This is a genomic window from Pandoraea sp. PE-S2R-1, from assembly GCF_002179865.1.
Classification (GTDB): Bacteria; Pseudomonadota; Gammaproteobacteria; order Burkholderiales; family Burkholderiaceae; genus Pandoraea.
On record NZ_NGUR01000010.1, the window covers coordinates 184,792 to 204,518 of the forward strand.

The 19,727-nt window shown below is 62.8% G+C and carries 18 protein-coding genes; 2 read left to right on the forward strand and 16 right to left on the reverse strand.

The genetic code is table 11. The features are described from left to right. Positions 1–30: 30 nt before the first annotated feature. From trpB to CDV44_RS11470, 16 genes are all read right to left on the reverse strand, one after another. Positions 31–1,230: a tryptophan synthase subunit beta gene (gene trpB / locus CDV44_RS11395; RefSeq protein ID WP_058379316.1), complete on the reverse strand. Its 1,200-nt coding sequence runs from the start codon at positions 1,228–1,230 to the stop codon at positions 31–33. Between the two features lie 59 nt (positions 1,231–1,289). Further along, the gene (locus CDV44_RS11400; RefSeq protein WP_087688158.1) at positions 1,290–1,946 is read right to left on the reverse strand and encodes a phosphoribosylanthranilate isomerase; all 657 of its coding nucleotides are present in this window, start codon (positions 1,944–1,946) and stop codon (positions 1,290–1,292) included. Beyond that, positions 1,943–2,755 (reverse strand): tRNA pseudouridine(38-40) synthase TruA, encoded by an 813-nt coding sequence (truA, locus tag CDV44_RS11405; protein WP_087688159.1) that lies wholly within the window; start codon positions 2,753–2,755, stop codon positions 1,943–1,945. The genes CDV44_RS11400 and truA overlap by 4 nt, the downstream gene beginning before the upstream one ends. 207 nt (positions 2,756–2,962) lie before the next feature. Then, positions 2,963–6,148, reverse strand: a complete 3,186-nt coding sequence (locus CDV44_RS11410; protein WP_170935955.1) for a FimV/HubP family polar landmark protein — start codon at positions 6,146–6,148, stop codon at positions 2,963–2,965. 218 nt (positions 6,149–6,366) lie between these two features. Next, entirely contained in the window at positions 6,367–7,497 is a 1,131-nt protein-coding gene (gene asd / locus CDV44_RS11415) for an aspartate-semialdehyde dehydrogenase (RefSeq protein ID WP_084656274.1), read from the reverse strand. A 60-nt stretch (positions 7,498–7,557) separates the two neighbouring features. Next, complete coding sequence (gene leuB / locus CDV44_RS11420) at positions 7,558–8,625, reverse strand: 3-isopropylmalate dehydrogenase (RefSeq protein WP_087688161.1); 1,068 nt, start codon at positions 8,623–8,625, stop codon at positions 7,558–7,560. Positions 8,626–8,652: 27 nt separating this feature from the next. Beyond that, positions 8,653–9,303 carry a 3-isopropylmalate dehydratase small subunit gene (leuD, locus tag CDV44_RS11425; protein WP_087688162.1) on the reverse strand — a complete coding sequence of 217 codons (651 nt, stop codon included), beginning with the start codon at positions 9,301–9,303 and terminating at the stop codon, positions 8,653–8,655. 137 nt (positions 9,304–9,440) lie between these two features. Next, positions 9,441–9,569, reverse strand: coding sequence for an entericidin A/B family lipoprotein (locus CDV44_RS11430; RefSeq protein WP_058379323.1), 129 nt, complete (start codon positions 9,567–9,569; stop codon positions 9,441–9,443). A 55-nt stretch (positions 9,570–9,624) separates the two neighbouring features. Then, the gene (gene leuC / locus CDV44_RS11435) at positions 9,625–11,034 is read right to left on the reverse strand and encodes a 3-isopropylmalate dehydratase large subunit (RefSeq protein WP_087688163.1); all 1,410 of its coding nucleotides are present in this window, start codon (positions 11,032–11,034) and stop codon (positions 9,625–9,627) included. Positions 11,035–11,313: 279 nt separating this feature from the next. Beyond that, the gene (gltA, locus tag CDV44_RS11440; protein ID WP_058379325.1) at positions 11,314–12,615 is read right to left on the reverse strand and encodes a citrate synthase; all 1,302 of its coding nucleotides are present in this window, start codon (positions 12,613–12,615) and stop codon (positions 11,314–11,316) included. A 29-nt stretch (positions 12,616–12,644) separates the two neighbouring features. Beyond that, complete coding sequence (locus CDV44_RS11445) at positions 12,645–12,917, reverse strand: succinate dehydrogenase assembly factor 2 (protein WP_058379326.1); 273 nt, start codon at positions 12,915–12,917, stop codon at positions 12,645–12,647. Positions 12,918–12,926: 9 nt separating this feature from the next. Beyond that, positions 12,927–13,631 carry a succinate dehydrogenase iron-sulfur subunit gene (locus tag CDV44_RS11450; protein ID WP_064675097.1) on the reverse strand — a complete coding sequence of 235 codons (705 nt, stop codon included), beginning with the start codon at positions 13,629–13,631 and terminating at the stop codon, positions 12,927–12,929. 12 nt (positions 13,632–13,643) lie between these two features. Next, on the reverse strand, positions 13,644–15,419 hold the full coding sequence (sdhA, locus tag CDV44_RS11455; RefSeq protein WP_087688164.1) for a succinate dehydrogenase flavoprotein subunit: 1,776 nt from the start codon (positions 15,417–15,419) through the stop codon (positions 13,644–13,646). A gap of 3 nt (positions 15,420–15,422) precedes the next feature. After that, the gene (gene sdhD, locus CDV44_RS11460; RefSeq protein WP_058379329.1) at positions 15,423–15,788 is read right to left on the reverse strand and encodes a succinate dehydrogenase, hydrophobic membrane anchor protein; all 366 of its coding nucleotides are present in this window, start codon (positions 15,786–15,788) and stop codon (positions 15,423–15,425) included. A gap of 1 nt (position 15,789) precedes the next feature. Next, positions 15,790–16,203: a succinate dehydrogenase, cytochrome b556 subunit gene (gene sdhC / locus CDV44_RS11465; protein ID WP_058379330.1), complete on the reverse strand. Its 414-nt coding sequence runs from the start codon at positions 16,201–16,203 to the stop codon at positions 15,790–15,792. Between the two features lie 185 nt (positions 16,204–16,388). Continuing rightward, positions 16,389–17,123: a GntR family transcriptional regulator gene (locus CDV44_RS11470; protein WP_371328765.1), complete on the reverse strand. Its 735-nt coding sequence runs from the start codon at positions 17,121–17,123 to the stop codon at positions 16,389–16,391. Positions 17,124–17,573: 450 nt separating this feature from the next. Between CDV44_RS11470 and CDV44_RS11475 the strand changes: the two genes are divergently transcribed. Beyond that, on the forward strand, positions 17,574–18,557 hold the full coding sequence (locus CDV44_RS11475) for a malate dehydrogenase (RefSeq protein ID WP_058379332.1): 984 nt from the start codon (positions 17,574–17,576) through the stop codon (positions 18,555–18,557). Between the two features lie 559 nt (positions 18,558–19,116). Then, positions 19,117–19,593, forward strand: coding sequence for a hypothetical protein (locus CDV44_RS11480; RefSeq protein WP_058379333.1), 477 nt, complete (start codon positions 19,117–19,119; stop codon positions 19,591–19,593). Positions 19,594–19,727 lie beyond the last annotated feature (134 nt).

The window sequence follows — 19,727 nt, forward strand, 5'->3', positions numbered from 1 at the left end:
TGTCGGATCGGTGGAGTCTCGCGGCGCCGCTCAGGCGTCGCTGGCCGGTTTGGCCATCGCCATCACGGTGTGCATGTCCTTGTCGCCCCGTCCCGAGAGGTTGACCAGAACGATCTGGTCGCGGCTCAGTGTGGGCGCAAGCTTGCACGCGTAAGCCAGCGCGTGGCTCGACTCCAGTGCGGGAATGATGCCCTCGATCCGGCAGCAGTCATGGAATGCCTTGAGGGCTTCGGTATCGGTGATGCCCACGTACTCGGCGCGATGGATGTCGTGCAGCCACGCGTGTTCGGGGCCGACACCCGGATAGTCGAGACCGGCCGAGATCGAATGCGTCTCGGTGATCTGGCCATTGGCGTCTTGCAGCAGATACGTGCGGTTGCCGTGCAACACGCCCGGCGTGCCACCGATGATCGACGCCGCGTGACGGCCGGTCTCGATACCGTCGCCCGCCGCTTCCACGCCCACGAGCTTGACGTCGGGCAGATCGATATACGGGTAGAAGATGCCCATGGCGTTGGAGCCACCGCCCACGCAGGCGAGCACATAGTCCGGCTGACGGCCGGCGAGCTCGGGCATCTGCACCTTGCACTCGTCGCCGATCACGCGCTGGAAGTCGCGCACGAGCATCGGGTACGGGTGCGGGCCGGCCACGGTGCCGATGATGTAGAACGTGCTTTCGACGTTCGTCACCCAGTCGCGCATGGCTTCGTTGAGCGCATCTTTGAGCGTCTTCGAGCCTGATTCGACGGGCACGACGGTCGCACCGAGCAACTGCATGCGATAGACGTTGGCCGCCTGACGCTTGACGTCTTCCGCGCCCATGTAGACGACGCATTCCATGCCGAAACGCGCCGCGATGGTTGCGGTCGCCACGCCGTGCTGACCGGCACCGGTCTCGGCAATGACGCGGCGCTTGCCCATGCGACGGGCGAGCAGCGCCTGCCCGATCACGTTGTTCACCTTATGCGCGCCGGTGTGGTTCAGGTCTTCGCGCTTCAGATAGACCTGTGCACCGCCCAGCTCGCTGCTCCAGCGCTTGGCGTGATAAATCGGCGACGGACGGCCGACGTAGTGCTTCAGTTCGTAATTGAATTCTTCGAGAAAGGCGGGATCGTGCTGGTACTTGGCGTAAGCCTCACGCAGCTCGTCGAGCGCATGAATCAGCGTCTCGGCAACAAAAACACCGCCATATTGGCCAAAGTGGCCACGGGCATCGGGCAAATCGTACATGGTCGTCACTCTTCGCAGTAACCGGGTGTGCAGCCCCTTGCGGGCGCCCCGGCAGGTTGCTATTCGGCGTCGGCAGCGCGTACTGCGCGCACGAACGCCGTCATTCGGGCGGGATCTTTCACGCCCCGTGACGCCTCAACACCGCTCGACACGTCGACGGCGTACGGCGTCACCTGGCGGATTGCCTCAGCAACGTTGTGTGCGTTCAAGCCACCACTCAAAACGGCCCGACGCGCGATGTCTTTTGGAATAAGTGACCAATCGAAAACCTTTCCCCCGCCCCCGTAGCCCTCAACCAGGGCATCCAGCAAAATACCTTGCGCGGCGGCGTATGCGTTTGCGAATTGTAGCAAATCGCTACTGTCTTTCGTCTCCGGGCCAATACGCATGGCACGCGTGTACGGACGGCGCCCTGCGGCCGCCGCCAACGCTGCGCAGACTTCGGGCGATTCATCGCCGTGGAACTGCAACGTGGTCAGCGGCACCGCCTCGACGGTACGCGCGACGTCATCAGCCGTGGCATTGACGAACAACCCCACCACGCTGACATACGGCGGCACCCGGCGCGCCAGTTCGGCAGCGCGTGCGAGATCGACGTAACGCGGGCTGGGCGGGTAAAACACGAGGCCGATCGCATCGACACCGAGGGCGACCGCGTGGTCGATGTCCGCCGGCTGCGAGAGGCCGCAAATCTTGATTCGGGTGCGAGATGTCATGAAGGGGTTCCGTCTTGTGCCCAAGGCATCGGGAACGGCCACGCCGCCCAGTTGGGCTCGGGCACTGCGAAGCGCTCAGGATACCCCACGCGTGCGAGGTACAAGCCATCGGGCATGAAGGTCGGCGCAGCCTGACGGCGGTCGCGGCTCTCCAGCACGGCAGCCATCCAGTCGACCGACTGACGGCCCCGGCCGATCGCGACCAGACACCCCATGATGTTGCGCACCATGTGATGCAGGAACGCGCTCGCGCGGAAGCGGAACACGAAGAAGTTGCCCTGCTGTTCGATGTCGATGGCGTACAGATGCTTCACCGGCGTCTTGGCCTGACATTCGGACGAGCGGAACGCCGAGAAATCGTGTTCGCCGACCAGCGCCTGACCGGCGGTGCGCATGGTATCGAGATCGAGCGGCGTGTGCAGCCAGCCGCAACGGCCTTCGAGCAGCGGCGAGCGCACCGGATGCACGTAGAGCACGTAAAAGTACGTGCGCTCGAACGCAATGAAGCGCGCGTGAAAGTCATCCGGCATCGCCTGCGCCCACTGCACGGCAACGGTCTTCGGCAGGAACGCATTCACGCCGCGCACCCACGAGAACATCGCCCGGTCGAGTTCGGTGTCGAAATGCACCACCTGCCCGATGCCGTGCACGCCCGTATCCGTTCGCCCGGCCACGGTCGTCGGCAGGGAGACGCCGCCGAACTCCCGCAATGCGGATTCGAGCGCCTGCTGCACGGTGTTGCCATGCGGCTGCGATTGCCAGCCGGAAAACGCCGTGCCGTCGTAGTGGATGCCCAGTGCGATTCGCATATCTGATGCGCGCCCAACGGCACGCCTGCGGTAAAAGAAAAACGGGCGCCCAACCTACGAGCGCCCGAAACTACGGTCAACCTGTGGTGTGTTCGCCGATCGCTGCCGGCGTCACTGTGTCGCTATATCGCTATGTTCCTGCGGACGATCAGGGTGTTCGGCAATGCCTCCGCCTCGCACCCGACGTCGAATTTCACGCCGTTTTCGTCACTTTCCGAGTTCCGCCAGACGGCTGCGAGCGACCGACTGTTGCGCCTCGTCGCCACCGGCGATGACTTCTTCGAGCAACTCGCGCGCACCGTCATCATCGCCAATCGTCTGGTAGGCCGCCGCCAGTTCGAGCTTGGTGTGGAACTCGTCAGGCACCGCCAGATCGGCCAGTTGCGGCGCGATGGGGCTGGGCGCTGCGGGCGCGGGTGCGGGCGCAGCGGGGGCCGGAGCGGGTGCCGACGGCTCCGCAGGCGACGCAAAGGCCGGTGCCTCCGGTGACTGCGGCGGGGCTGCCGCTTCCGTCACGTCTTCCGCAGCCGCGTGTGCCCAAGTCTGAGCCGACGGCGTCGCGTGAGGCGCATAGCCCGTCGACGGGGCCGCTTGTGCAAAGGCGTCGTGCTCGACCAGCGCTTCATCGCCCGTGGCTTCCGGCAACGTCGGCGCGCTCACGAAGGCAGGCGCGATAGTTGTTGCGGACGCGTCGTCACCCTTCAAGTCCAGACTGAAGTCCGACAGGTCGAACGACATCGGCTTGAGCGACGGGGCTTCGTGCGCACTGTCGGTATAGCTGCGCGGCGATTCGGCGGCGGCCTTGAGCGCCGCGTCGAAATCGGCGTCGCTCAGTTCTCCGTCGTCGGCATCGAAATCGCCTTGATCGCCGGACGGCGCATGGATATGGGCTTCACCCACCTGCGGTGCCATCGTGAACTGCACGGAACCGATACCGCTTGAGAGCGACGGCAATGCGCCGCTGGCAATCGTGCCGACGTGCGCCGGCTGACCCGGCAAGCCGAGATCGAGATCGCCCAGCATGCCTGCCACACCGTTTTGCGGCTCGGCTTCTGCGACAGGTTCGGCAACCGGCGCTTCGTGTTGCGGCTCGACCACCGGCTCGGCCACATGTGCCGAGGCAGCGGCAACACCACCGACGGCGGCAGCAGCACCGAGAGCCTCCAGCGCCGACAGACTTGCGGCGGCCGGATCGTCGTGCGGCGTCTGTGCTACCGGCACCTCGCCCGCCTGTTCGGCGAAAGCGTCGTCCCAGTTGATTTCCGGCTCGCTGACGGCCTCCGCGACGGGTTCCTCGGCAACGTCATGCGCCGGCGCTTCCGGCGGCGTAACGAAGGCCTCAGGGGTGTCGGCGAGCGTCTCTGCGGCATCGAACGACGCTTCGTGCGCTTCGTGCGTCTCGTGCGTTTCGTGTGCCTGATCGGCCAGCTCGTCCGTCAGGTGTTCCTGTTCGGCGTCCCATTCGCCCGGCAGCGCTGCGCCAGCAACCGTCGCATCGGGATGCTCAGCTTCCAGCGCGGCAACGCCATCGCCATCAGTCGGTTCAGTCGGCTCGGCGGGTTCCGCCCAAGTGTCGTCGGCGCTCGGATGCAGATGCTCGTCGGCTTCGGCCTGATGGGCGGCGTACATGGCAGCAGCGCCGGCAGCGCCCGTGGCCACCGCTGCGCCCGTCACAACGCCTGCCACCGTCGAACCGCCTTGCGACAGCTGCGGCTCAGCGCCATGCGGGCCGTCATGCGGCGTGCGGCCATCGCTGCCATCACGGCCATCACGGCCATCGTCGTACGGACCGTCCTGACCCACCGGCGGCTCGGCGCGACGGCGGCGCATCAGCCACCAAAGGCCCATCAGCACCACCAGAACGCCTGCGCCCGGCAGCACGTACGGGTTGTCGCGCACGGCACGCCAGTTCATCGAAGCATTCGGCGCAGGCTTCGTATCGGCAACCGCCGCACTGGCCGCCTGCGTCGCGGACGCTGCCGCTTCGCTCGCCACCACGGCTTGCGCTGCGGCATCCGAAGCGCTGGCTGCCGCAGTCGCGGCCGAGGCACCCTCCGCCGCCGCGCCCGACGCGTTCGCGTCATTCGCCGCGGTCGCCGTGGCATTGGCCGCATTGGCTGCGTTAGCAGCATTCGCCGCGGGCTTCGCGTCCTTGGCTGTCGCGTTGGCGGCGTCCTTACCCTTGACGGTATTCGCTTGCTTGTCTTGTGCAGCCGCCCCGGAAGCGGTGGCGGCCTGCTCCTCCAGGTTGGCGACCGCTTGATTCTTCATCGCCAACAACTTCTGGAGATCTGCTACGTTCTTCTGCAACTCATTCACCCTGCCCTGAGCCTCGGTCTGCGCCTTGCCCTGAGCGATTTGTTCTTCCTCGCCGTTGCCGGTCTTGCCGGCTCCGCGCCCCTTACCGGGTCGCGACAGCTTCAATTCATCACGCGCGGCGGGGGCGGCGGCTTCCGGCGCCTTGCCCGCTTCAATCGCACCCTGAGCACTGCGGCCATTGGCCGGTGCTGCCTGCTGTGCCGTCGATTCGGCCAGCCGCGCGCGATACGCATCAAACTGTTCCCGCGCCGCCGACACGAACTTGCGTGCCTGCGTGGGCGGGACTTCCTGCACCTGTGCATCGGACGGGCGCGCGAGCGTCGCCCCCTGACGCAAACGGTTCGGGTCGTTGCCGATGAACGCCGAACGATTCGATTCGAACAGCGCCGTCATCATCTGCGCGAGCGTGGTACCGCCCTCGCCGCCCGTGAATTCGCGGGCAATCGACGACAGCGAGTCACCCTGCTCCACCGTGCGCGCACCGTCGGCCGAAGCGTTCGAGGCAGCCGCCGCCGGTCTGGCGTTGGCTGCATTGCCCGAACGAGCGGGTTGGTTCGATGAGGTCGATGGGTTCGATTCGTTCGATTGGCGTGACTGACCTGACGCAGCGCCCTGCGCCGGCGCACTTGCTGCGGCATTCGGCGAGGCACTGGCCGCCGCAGCCGCCGGCACAACGGCCTGCGGTTGCGCAGCACTGGCTTCGGGAATGGCCGAGAGCGTCACGGCATTGGACTGTCGTCCGGTGCGCCACTCCAGCACGAGCAACAAATCGAGGAACGACGTGCTGATCGGCTCGGCCGAATCGACGTGCACGAGATACGTGCCGCTATAGCCCGGCTCGCGCCCACCCGTCGGCTCGACAGAGACGGAGATCTTCTCGAGCGTCGGGTCGTAGCGCAGTCCGGCTTGCCGGAACGCGTCGCGCCCGGCGAGCTTGACGGACAGCCCATCGGCCTCGGCCTGCGACACATTGCCCAGCACGATCACCGCACGCAGCGGTTGCCCGGCAGCGGAGCGCACTTGTTGCGGGCCGAACTCGGCCGCACCGGCATTGAGAAGCCCGAGGCTCCACAAGACGGCCGCCGCCGCAGTCAGTCGAAACGAGTTGCGGGACGAGTTCCGGGACGAGTTTGCGCGCTTGCCGATCGAGTATTTCCGCACTGTGTCTTGTCAAGCCTGTCAGTCGATTGTTCTCACTGGCCGCCCCGCGAGTTGCAGGGGGCGCCTCCCAAAGCGCGGACGGCGGCCACGCGGGCCGCCGTTCTTCACGCCTTACCGATGCACTGTAACGCTCAAGCGTCCAGCAGGATCCGCAGCATACGACGCAGCGGTTCTGCCGCACCCCACAGGAGCTGATCGCCCACCGTGAACGCCGACAGATACTCCGGACCCATCGACATCTTGCGCAGGCGGCCCACCGGAATCGACATCGTGCCGGTCACGGCAGCAGGCGTCAAATCCTTCATCGACGCCTCGCGCGTGTTCGGTACGACCTTCACCCAGTCGTTCGCCTGACCGATGATGTCGGTCAGTTCATCTAACGGCACATCCTTCGTAAGCTTGATGGTCAGTGCCTGACTATGGCAACGCATTGCACCGATACGCACGCACAGACCGTCCACCGGAATGGCGCGCGTGCCCGGGAAACCGTCGCCCAGACCCAGAATCTTGTTGGTCTCGGCACCGCCCTTCCATTCTTCCTTCGACTGGCCGTTGCCCAGATCCTTGTCGATCCACGGAATCAGGTTGCCGCCCAGCGGCACGCCGAATTGCTTGGTCTCGTCAGCCGTCAGTGCGTGCTGCTTGGCCAGCACCTTGCGGTCGATTTCGAGAATCGCCGAGTGCGGGTCGTCGAGCAGCGCCTTGACTTCGGCGTTGATCGTGCCGAATTGCGTGAGCAGCTCGCGCATGTGTTGCGCACCGCCGCCCGAGGCAGCCTGATACGTCATCGACGTCAGCCAGTCGACCAGACCGTGCTGGAACAGACCACCCAGGCCCATCAGCATGCAGCTGACCGTACAGTTGCCGCCGACGAAGTTCTTGGTGCCCTTGGTCAGCGCATTCTTGATCACATCGAGATTGACCGGATCGAGCACGATGATGGCATCGTCCTTCATGCGCAGCGTCGAGGCCGCGTCGATCCAGTAGCCGTTCCAGCCCGCTGCGCGCAGCTTCGGGAAAATCTCTGTTGTGTAGTCACCGCCCTGGCAGGTAATGATGATGTCGCATTTTTTCAGCTCGTTGACATCATTGGCGTCTTTCAGCGAAGTCTCATTCTTCGCCATCGACGGGGCTTTGCCGCCCGCGTTGCTGGTGCTGAAAAACACCGGCTCGATCAAGGCGAAGTCGTTCTCCTGCTGCATGCGCTGCATCAGCACCGAACCGACCATGCCCCGCCAACCTACCAGACCTACGGTTTTCATTTGTCCACTCTCTTATCGTTGCAATTGCGCTGAGGGGCGTCTCCCGACGCCCCGTCAACGTTACAGCGCGGCAACCACCGCCGCGCCCATTTCGCGCGTACCGACCTTGGTCGCGCCTTCCTGCCAGATATCGGGCGTGCGCAACCCCTGCGCCAGCACCTTCTTCACTGCGCTCTCCACGCGATCGGCCTGTTCGGCGCGACCCAGCGTGTAACGCAGCATCATGGCCGCCGACAGAATCGTTGCCAACGGATTGGCCACGCCCTTGCCGGCGATGTCGGGTGCCGAACCGTGCGACGGCTCGTACAACCCCTTGTTGTTGGCGTCCAGCGACGCCGACGGCAGCATGCCGATCGAACCCGTGAGCATTGCGGCTTCGTCCGACAGGATATCGCCGAACATGTTACCCGTCACCACCACGTCGAAGTTCTTCGGCGCTTTGACCAGTTGCATCGCGGCGTTGTCGACGTACATGTGCGACAACTCGACGTCCGGATACTGCTTGGCGACCTCGATCATCGTGTCACGCCACAGCTGCGACGTCTCGAGCACGTTGGCCTTGTCGACCGAGCACAGACGCTTGTCGCGCTTGGCCGCTGCCTGAAACGCCACGTGGGCGATACGCTCCACTTCGGGCACGCTATAGCGCATGGTATCAAAACCTTCGCGCGCACCTTCGAAAGCGCCATCCGGCGATTGACGGAAGCCCTTCGGCTGACCGAAGTAGATGTCGCCATTCAGCTCGCGGATGATCAGGATATCGAGGCCTGCCACGATTTCCGGCTTCAGGCTCGATGCGTCGGCCAGTTCCTTGTACAGAATGGCCGGACGGAAGTTGGCGAACAGCTGCAAATGCTTGCGCAGGCCCAGAATCGCCTGCTCGGGGCGCAGCGCGCGCTCCAGCGAATCATACTTCCAGTCGCCCACGGCGCCAAACAGGATGGCATCCGCTTCTTTGGCCAGCTTGAGCGTGGCGTCGGGCAGCGGGTGTCCCGATGCCTCGTAACCGGCGCCGCCGACGGGCGCTTCTTCCAGTTCGAACGTCTCGCCAAGCGCATTGAGCACATTGACGGCTTCCTTCACGATTTCCGGACCAATGCCGTCACCCGGCAACACTGCGATTTTCATGCGTTTCTCCTATGGGGTACGCGGGGCTCAGCCCGGCAAACGCGTCGAGAGCCACGGCTGCTTGGCAAGCCGCTCCGCTTCATATGCGCGAATCTTGTCGGCGTGACGCAGCGTCAGACCGATATCGTCGAAACCGTTCAGCAGGCAGTACTTGCGGAACGGCGCGATGTCGAACTCATACGCGCGGCCGTCAGCGGCGATCACGGCCTGCTTGTCGAGGTCGATGGTCAACTGATAGCCCGGGAACGCAGCGGTCTCGTTGAACAGGTGGTCGACCTGCAACTCGGACAGCGCGATCGGCAGCAGCCCGTTCTTGTAGCAGTTGTTGAAGAAGATGTCGGCGAAGCTCGGCGCAATCACGGCGCGAAACCCGTATTGCTGCAAGGCCCAAGGCGCGTGCTCACGCGAGCTGCCGCAACCGAAATTCTTGCGGGCGAGCAGCACCGTCGCATTCTGGAAACGCGGCTGGTTCAGCACGAAATTCGGGTTGAGCGGACGCGTGCTGCAATCCTGCCCGGGCTGACCCACGTCGAGATAACGCCATTCGTCGAACAGGTTCGGGCCGAAACCCGTGCGCTTGATCGACTTCAGGAATTGCTTGGGGATGATCGCGTCGGTGTCGACGTTCTCACGATCGAGCGGTGCCACCAACCCCGTATGGACGGTAAATTTTTCCATCACAAACCACCTGATCAAAACAGTTCGGCTGCGGTGTGATCCTTCGCCCTTTGGCGCAAGCCACCCCAACCGGGAATCTTAAAGGCGCATATCGTGAGTCCGGTGAGACCGGAATCGTCACGACACCCGCCGTCGCATCACTTCTTCGCCGCGTTTTCGAGCGCCGAGCCGGCAGCCTGCGTATCTTTGCCGAGGCCGGCCATCGTATTGCAGCCCGTCACGCCCAGTAGCAGCACCGCACCGATCAGCATCCACAGTTTCTTCATGGTTTTGTCTCTTTAAAAGAAATTGTCAAACGACGGATAAATCGATGCCTGGCGCTCAGACCAAGCGGCGCACGTCGACGAAATGACCTTCGATGGCAGCTGCCGCCGCCATGGCCGGGCTCACGAGGTGCGTACGGCCACCTGCGCCCTGACGGCCTTCGAAGTTGCGGTTCGAGGTCGATGCACAACGCTCACCCGGCTCCAGACGGTCGGCATTCATCGCCAGACACATCGAGCAACCCGGCTCGCGCCATTCGAAGCCGGCGGCCTTGAAGACCTGATCCAGCCCTTCCTGCTCGGCCTGGTGCTTCACCAGCCCCGAGCCCGGTACGACCATCGCCAGACGCACGTTCGAGGCCACGCGGCGGCCCAGCTTCTTGACCACGTACGCGGCTGCGCGAATGTCTTCGATGCGCGAGTTGGTGCACGAACCGATGAACACCTTGTCGACGGTGATGCTCGACATCGGCGTATCCGGCGTGAGCGCCATGTACTCGAGCGCGCGCTCCATGGCACTGCGCTTGACCGGGTCCTTTTCCTTCTCGGGGTCCGGCACGCGGTCGTCGATGCTGACCACCATTTCCGGCGACGTGCCCCAGCTCACTTGCGGGCGCAGGTCGGCGGCATTGATCTCGACGACGTGGTCGAACTGCGCGCCCGCGTCGGTGTGGAACGTGCGCCAGTAGGCTTCGGCCTGCTGGAATTCCACGCCGCTCGGCGAGAACGGACGGCCCTTCACGTAGTTGATCGTGGTGTCGTCCACGGCGACCAGACCGGCGCGCGCGCCCGCTTCGATCGCCATGTTGCACACGGTCATGCGGCCTTCCATCGTCAACGAGCGAATGGCCGAACCGGCGAATTCGATCGTGTAGCCGGTGCCGCCTGCGGTACCGATCTTGCCGATGACGGCCAGCACGATGTCCTTGGCCGAGCAGCCGCGCGGCAGCGTGCCTTCGACCTTCACGAGCATGTTCTTGCTCTTCTTCATGAGCAGCGTCTGCGTGGCGAGCGTGTGCTCGACTTCCGACGTGCCGATACCGAAGGCCAGTGCACCGAAGGCGCCGTGCGTCGACGTATGCGAGTCGCCGCACACGACCGTCATGCCCGGCAGCGTGGCGCCCTGCTCAGGGCCGATCACGTGCACGATCCCCTGGCGGAGATCGTTCATCTTGAATTGGGTAATGCCGAAGCTGTCGCAGTTGGTGTCGAGCGTATCGACTTGCAGACGCGAAATCGGGTCAGCAATGCCTTGCGTGCGGTCGGTGGTCGGCACGTTGTGGTCCGACACCGCGAGGTTCGCGGACAGACGCCAGACCGGACGCTGCGCGAGTTTTAGCCCCTCGAACGCCTGCGGACTGGTCACCTCGTGCAGCAGGTGACGGTCGATGTAGAGCACCGTAGTGCCATCGTCCTCGGTATGCACGACATGTGCATCCCACAATTTGTCATACAGCGTCTGGGCCATGATAAAAACGCGGGGCTAAATATTGTTCTGGGAACAGATTTCGTTCTGGGAACTTTTGATTATGCCATAGCGCTTTCGCGCCGGCGGAATACAAAATCCCCGGGGAACCGGGCGGTAAACGCACGATCAACCGGGGATTTGTGCGAATCACGGCAGCGTGTGCCGTGGATTCGAATATAGCGCAACGAGGGCTCGTTGCGGGCCGCACCGCCTTGCCGTTTCAGCAAGGTTACGGTGCCGGCACGGCAAGCGGGGGCCGTGCCGGAAGCCTCGACGCGCTTAGCGCTTGTCGATGGCTGCGACTTCGCGCGGCGTGTGGCCGATGAACAGCTGACGCGGACGGCCGATCTTCTGATCCGGCTCGCCGATCATCTCGTTCCACTGCGCGATCCAGCCCACGGTACGGGCCAGCGCGAAGATGCAGGTGAACATCGACGTCGGGATACCCAGCGCGCGTTGAACGATGCCCGAGTAGAAGTCAACGTTCGGGTACAGCTTGCGCGACACGAAGTATTCGTCTTCCAGCGCGATCTTCTCGAGCTGCATGGCCAGCTTGAACAGCGGATCGTCGTGCAGGCCCAGTTCGTTGAGCACTTCGTAGCACGTTTCGCGCATCAGCTTGGCACGCGGATCGTAGTTCTTGTACACGCGGTGACCGAAGCCCATCAGCTTCACGCCCGAGTTCTTGTCCTTCACTTGCTTGATGAACTCAGGAATCTTGTCCGACGAACCGATCTGCTCGAGCATGTTCAGCGCGGCTTCGTTCGCACCACCGTGCGCCGGGCCCCACAGACAGGCGATACCGGCAGCGATACAGGCGAACGGGTTGGCGCCCGACGAACCGGCCAGACGCACGGTCGAGGTCGAAGCGTTCTGTTCGTGATCGGCGTGCAGGATCAGGATACGGTCGAGGGCGCGCACCAGCACGTCGTTGACCTTGTACTCTTCGCACGGGTTGGCGAACATCATGCGCATGAAGTTCGCGCTGTACGACAGGTCGTTGCTCGGGTACACGAACGGCTGACCGATGCTGTACTTGTAAGCCATGGCGACCAGCGTCGGCAGCTTGGCGATCAGACGAATCGCCGAGACTTCACGGTGATTCGGGTTATTGATGTCCAGCGAGTCGTGGTAGAACGCCGACAGGGCGCCGACCGAGCCGGTCAGCACAGCCATCGGGTGCGCGTCGCGACGGAAGCCACGGAAGAAGAAATTCATCTGCTCGTGAACCATCGTGTGACGGGTCACGGTGTCGACAAACTCGGCCTTTTGCTGCGCGTTCGGCAGTTCGCCCTTCAGCAGCAGGTACGAGGTCTCGAGGAAGTCGCAGTTGGTGGCCAACTGTTCGATCGGGTAGCCGCGGTACAGCAGCTCGCCCTTGTCGCCATCGATGTAAGTGATGGCGGAATTGCACGACGCCGTCGACATGAAGCCCGGGTCATACGTGAATTTGCCGGTCTGGCCGTACAGCTTGCGGATGTCGATCACATCCGGACCCATCGTACCCTTGTAAATCGGCAGCTCTACGCTGGGCGATTCATCAGAGAAAGATAGGGTGGCTTTAACATCAGACGGAGTCATATCGCTTCCTCAAAAAAATACTTAAACCCCTACACGGCACGCAAAAGCGCCAGCAGGCGCTGCACGTCCGGCCCGTCCAGATCCGCCTCGGGCTCTTTACGCGCTAGCAGCAGATCCATCAAATCGTTGTCGCTCAAATCGAGCAGCCTGGTCAGGGCGCCGACGTCCTCATCGGTCATCGAGGCTTCGTACTTGGCGAAGAACCGCTCGAGGATGAGGTCGTTTTCCAGCAAGCCGCGACGTGCCCGCCAACGCAGGCGGGCACGCTTGACCGGATCAGACTGGTGAGTAGTGTCCGGCATGATCTGTGATTAGACGGCGCGACGCACCATCAACTCCTTGATCTTGCCGATGGCCTTCGTCGGGTTCAGACCCTTCGGGCACACGTCCACGCAGTTCATGATGGTGTGGCAGCGGAACAGTCGGTACGGATCTTCCAGGTTGTCCAGACGCTCGCTCGTCGCCGTATCGCGGCTGTCCGCGATGAAGCGATAGGCTTGCAGCAGGCCAGCCGGGCCGACGAACTTGTCCGGGTTCCACCAGAAGCTCGGGCAGGACGTCGAGCACGATGCGCAAAGAATACACTCGTACAGACCATCCAGCTCATCACGCTGTTCGGGCGACTGAAGGCGCTCCTTCTCCGGTGCCGGCTCGGGGTTGATCAGGTACGGCTTGATCGAGTGGTACTGGTTGAAGAAGTGCGTCATGTCGACGATCAGGTCGCGAATGACGGGCAGGCCCGGCAGCGGCTTCAGCACGATCTTGTTCGGCAGATCCTTCATGTTGGTCAGGCAGGCCAGACCATTCTTGCCGTTGATGTTCATCGCGTCCGAACCGCACACGCCTTCACGGCACGAGCGGCGGAAGGCGATGCCTTCATCGATCTTCTTGAGCTTGACCAGGGCGTCCAGCAGCATGCGCTCATGACCGTCGAGTTCGACCTCGTAGGTCTGCATGTACGGTGCGGCGTCCTTGTCCGGATCGTAACGGTAGACTTCAAAAATACGTTTCATGATCTTGCGAATCCCTTAGAACGTCCGCGCCTTGGGCGGAACCGAGTCGACGGTCAGCGGCTTGAGTTGCACCGGCTTGTAATCCAGACGATTACCTTCGCTGAAGAACAGCGAGTGGCGCATCCAGTTGGCGTCGTCGCGCTCCGGATAATCGCTGTGCGCGTGTGCGCCACGGCTTTCCTTGCGGGCTTCGGCTGCGATCATGGTGGCCTTGGCCACTTCGATCAGGTTGTCGACTTCCAGCGCTTCCATACGCGCCGTGTTGAACACCTTCGACTTGTCCTTCAGGTGGACGTGCGACACGCGCTCGGCCACTTGCAGAATCTCGCCCACGCCTTCCTTGAGCAGGTCGGCGGTACGGAACACGCCTGCATGCTTCTGCATCGTGGCGCGGACATCGTTGGCGACGTCCTGGGCATACTCGCCCGAGCTCGACCCTTCGAGGCGGCCCAGACGTGCCAGGGCGTTCTCGCCGGCGTCGGCAGGCAGCGGCTTGTGGTCGCCGTGATTCTTCACGAAGTCGACAATGTGGTTACCGGCCGCACGGCCGAACACCACGAGGTCGAGCAGCGAGTTCGTGCCCAGACGGTTCGCACCGTGGACCGACACGCACGAGCACTCGCCCACGGCGTAGAAGCCGTTGACCGGCACCGAGGCGCCTTCTTGCTGCACCACGACCTGACCGTGATAGTTCGTCGGGATACCACCCATCTGATAGTGGATGGTCGGCACGACCGGAATCGGTTCCTTGATCGCGTCGACGTTGGCGAACTTCAATGCGATTTCGCGAATCGACGGCAGGCGCTTCATGATCGTCTCGGCACCGATGTGCGAGAGGTCGAGCAGCACGTAGTCGCCGTTCGGGCCGCAACCGCGGCCTTCCTTGATTTCCTGGTCCATCGAACGCGACACGAAGTCACGCGGCGCCAGATCCTTCAGCGTCGGGGCATAACGCTCCATGAAACGCTCGCCGTTCGAGTTGCGCAGAATACCGCCTTCGCCGCGCACACCTTCCGTGATCAGCACGCCCGCGCCGGCCACGCCGGTCGGGTGGAATTGCCAGAATTCCATGTCTTCGAGCGGAATGCCGGCACGTGCCGCCATGCCCAGACCGTCACCGGTGTTGATGAACGCGTTCGTCGAAGCAGCGTACACACGGCCGGCACCGCCGGTCGCGAACAACGTGCACTTGGCTTCGAGCAGGTAGACTTCGCCGGTTTCGAGTTCCAGCGCCGACACACCGAGGACATCGCCTTCGGAGTTACGGATCAGGTCGAGCGCCATCCACTCCACGAAGAAGTGGGTCTTGGCGGCGACGTTTTGCTGATACAGCGTGTGCAGCAGGGCGTGACCGGTACGGTCGGCGGCCGCGCAAGCGCGCTGGACCGGCTTCTCACCGTAGTTGGCCGTGTGGCCGCCGAACGGGCGCTGATAAATCGTGCCATCCGCGTTACGGTCGAACGGCATGCCGAAGTGTTCGAGCTCGTACACGGCGTTCGGTGCCTGACGGCACATGAACTCGATCGCATCCTGGTCGCCGAGCCAGTCGGAGCCCTTGATGGTGTCGTAGAAGTGGTAATGCCAGTTGTCTTCGCTCATGTTGCCGAGCGAAGCGCCGATGCCGCCTTGGGCAGCAACGGTATGCGAACGGGTGGGGAACACCTTGGACAGCACGGCCACCGACAGACCGGCCTTGGCCAGTTGCAGCGACGCACGCATGCCCGAACCACCTGCGCCCACGATGACAACGTCAAAGCGGCGGCGCGGCAGCGAATTTTTAATTGCAGCCATTCTTTACACTCTCCACAGAATCTGCGCGGCGTAGCCGGCACAAGCCAGCAGCCAGACGATCGTCAGCGCGTACAGCGCCAGTCGCAAACCGACCGGCTTGACGTAGTCCATCCAGACGTCGCGCACACCGACCCACGCGTGATAGAACAGCGCGAGCAGCGTGACCAACGTGGCCAGCTTCATCCACTGATGCGCGAAAATGCCGGCCCAGCCTTCGTAGGAGAAATCCTTGGCGGTGAAGAACCACACCAGCAGGATCACGGTGTACACGGCCATGATGACCGCGGTCATGCGCTGCGCAATCCAGTCGCGCAGCCCGTAATGGGCGCCGACGACCAGGCGCTTGGAACCAATATTGTTCTGTGCCATCTTAGAACGCTCCGAACAGCTTGAGGGCCACGGCCAGCGTCAGCACGAGCGACACGACCACGACGACCACTGCCGAGTTCTTGCCGCCTTCCTTGCTCACGGCGTCGTGATTGAAGTCCATGCGCAGGTGGCGCACGCCAGCACAGAAGTGCTGTAGGAAACCCCACGACAGCGCAAGGATGACGAGCTTGGCAAACCAGTTGGAGGCGATGCTTCGCAGAACGTCGAAGCTGAGTTCCGACGTGAGGCTCTGTTCGAACAAATACAGCGCGAACGGCAACAGAAGGAACAAGATCACACCGCTAATACGGTGCAGGATAGACACGATACCAGCCAGCGGGAGACGGTACGTGACAATCTGTCCGATACCGATATTCCTGTAGACTGGCCGCTCTTTTTTTACCACTTCAGCCATGCTAGACCCCATGTAGTTACATCAGCCCCGGATTTTAGCGCCGTTTCTAGTGCGATGCACCATCACGGTTCCCAATGATCCGGAAATTCCTGCCAACGGCGCACGACACGCCGCCCCTCATGCCTCCAGCCATCAGGTATCTGCCGGCCACGACGCCAACCGATACCCTCGACCGCCCTACCCTCTCAACTTAATTCGTTCTGGTAATGATGTTCCGTGGTGACATACCAGCCCCGGCGCACTTCCACCGGTTTGTCCCCGTAAGTGTAGGAGACGCGCTCCACACTCAACAGAGGGAAGCCCTTCGGCACCTTCAGCAGATCCGCCGTCGCGTCGTCCGCGGCCACCGCGCGAACTTTTTCCACGGCGCGAATCATGCGCGTGCCGAATTCGGCTTCGAAGAGGCCGTACATCGGCCCCTTGTATTCATTGAGTTTTTCCGCCGTCAGGCCGCGAAACAGCGTGCCCGGCAGCCAGATTTCGTCGAGCACCGTCGGACGGTCCGAGAAATCCATCATGCGGCGAATCAGAATCACTCCGTCGCCGGCGCGCAGGTCGAGCTGACGTGCGATTTCGGCCGGCGCGCGCATACGGCGGCACTCGATCAGACGGCTGGGCGGATGGTGTTGTTCGCCCGAATCGGGCGCGAGGCGCAAAAACCGGAACTGCACCCGGTCTTCGTGGTGCGTGGCGACAAACGTGCCGCGCCCCTGACGGCGCACAAGCAGGTTTTCGGCCGCAAGCTCATCGATGGCTTTGCGCACCGTGCCCTGACTGACCTTGTAGCGGCCGGCCAGATCGACTTCACTCGGAATGATTTCGCCGGGCTTCCATTCGCCGGCTTGAAGGCTCTGTGTAATGAGCCCCTTGATCTGCTGGTACAGCGGGCTGAACGTCGGCGACGCGCCTGCCGCAGCCATGCCCGATGGGGCTTGGGGAGCCGGTGCGGCGTCACGCGCGCTGTCCGGCCGCTGCTGGGCATCGACAGGCGGCGTGGTGTTGGATGTGTCGCGAACGTTCGCATTCATGGCGGGGATTTGACCACAAATCAAGACCTTCGTCCATCGAATAACAGCAATAATCCTATGTCTTATATAAGACATAAGATAGAGTTGACATTCAGTGTGGCCACTCCTACACTGACGCGGGCTAACAGGGGCCTGCGCAGCCGCAATATGGCTATCTTATAAGAGAGTCCGGCGCTTCGCACGCGTCGATGGCAGCACACCCCGCAGCCCGCAAGCTTCCGTAGGTCAAGGAATTTTAGAAGCTTCATGTGACGCGGCGCTGTCAGCCTGGCAAAAAAGCCACCCGGACGGCGAGCTTATCTTGAGCTTCGCAGGAATTTGTACACGTCTGGAGAGATTCTCATGGCAAAACCCGCAATGCGTGTCGCCGTCACCGGCGCCGCTGGTCAAATCGGCTACTCCCTGCTGTTCCGCATCGCCAATGGCGACATGCTCGGCAAGGATCAACCCGTCATCCTGCAACTGCTCGACCTCCCGCAAGCTCAAGCCGCCGTCAAGGGCGTCGTGATGGAGCTCGAAGACTGCGCATTCCCGCTGCTCGCCGGCGTGGTGGTGACCGACGACCCGAAGGTCGCCTTCAAGGATGCTGACGTCGCACTGCTGGTCGGTGCCCGTCCGCGCTCGAAGGGCATGGAACGCAAGGACCTGCTCGAAGCCAACGGCGCCATCTTCACGGTGCAAGGCAAGGCCCTGGACGAAGTCGCCAAGCGCGACGTCAAGGTCCTCGTGGTCGGCAACCCGGCCAACACGAATGCCTACATCGCCATGAAGTCGGCCCCGAACCTGCCGAAGGAAAACTTCACCGCGATGCTGCGTCTGGACCACAACCGTGCCCTGTCGCAAATCGCCGCCAAGACCGGCAAGCCGGTCGCCAGCATCGAAAAGCTGGCCGTGTGGGGCAACCACTCGCCGACGATGTACGCCGACTACCGCTTCGCCACGATCGACGGCCAGAACGTGAAGGCCCTGATCAACGACGACGTGTGGAACAACGACGTGTTCCTGCCGACCGTCGGCAAGCGCGGCGCGGCCATCATCGAAGCCCGTGGTCTGTCGTCGGCTGCTTCGGCTGCCAACGCTGCCATCGACCACATCCATGACTGGGTGCTCGGCACGAACGGCAAGTGGGTCACGATGGGCATCCCGTCGGACGGCTCGTACGGTATTCCGGAAGACGTCATCTACGGCGTGCCGGTCACCTGCGAAAACGGCAAGTACAAGCGTGTGGAAGGCCTCGAGATCGATGCCTACTCGCGCGAAAAGATGAACTTCACGCTCAAGGAACTCGAAGAAGAGCGTGCAGGCGTCGCACATCTGCTGGGCTAATCCCCTCGGAGACCTCGGCCCCCTGCGATGTCACAAGCATCGCGAGGGGCCGAAACAGCGCCGGCGGCTTACCCCCATGCCGGTGCTGCCCCCTCTGGTCGAGGGATTGTCTTGAACCGACAAGCAAAACCGCAGTCACAAAGTTTCGCGTATCTCCACGCGCCCTCGATTGGCGCATAAGATAGCGACTCTGAGAGCGAATTTTTGGCCAAGCGAATGCAAATCCTCAATGCCGCCGCAAGCCCGCCGCACCCAACCCCGGGCGCCGGCGTGCCGATGACAGCAACGGATTCACCGGCTTTACCGGATTCACTGCCTTCCACGTCCGCCCTGCCCGCCCCGCGTTCGTTTCGCCAAGCATCCTCTGCCCGTCGCAGCCGAGTCAGACGCGACACCCAACCCCGCACTGCAACATATTCATCAGCGACGCCGGTTCGTACCGCCGCCGCCCGCTGCGCTTGCCCGTCCGGAAATGAAAAAATTTGTATGGTGACGACGAACTACGCGAACTTCGTACGATAATCTGCGCTTTCGTTTTCTTACCGACTGGAGACTCACCATGAAGAAGCTTTGCCTGACCGCACTGGTCGCCCTGTGTTCCGCTGCCATGGTGCCGGCTGCGTTTGCCGCCGACGCGTCCACCACGACGACCAAGAAAGCTGCGCCGAAGAAGAAGGCACCGGCAAAGAAGAAAGCCGCAGTAGCTGCCGCCCCGGCACAACCGGACGAAGGCTCGGAACTCTGGAGCTGCAAAGAGAACAACAAGCTGTACATCAAGGGCGACATGAAGCGCGACCAGATTCTGACGATGTTCTGGGAAGGCCGGAATTACAAGCTGCCGCGTCAGGTGACGACGACGGGCGCTGACCGCTTCTTCGACGCCGCCAGCGGCCTGGATCTGATCGTGATCCCGACCAAGGCGATGCTCTTCACGCACCGCGAAGGCGGCAGCCGTCTGGCCGACGAGTGCATGACGCAAGCGATGTCCGATCAGAACAAGCTGGCCCCGACCCAGTCGGTGGAACTGCTGAAGTAAGACGTCTCCGGCCACGAGAGACGCATGCAGCACCAGCCACTTTCCTGTCACACCGTAATCACGCTGTACCGGCGTGCCAGCGGGCACACTCCCCTGTGCCCGCTTGACGCCGGCCCCCACTAAAAAGCCTCAAC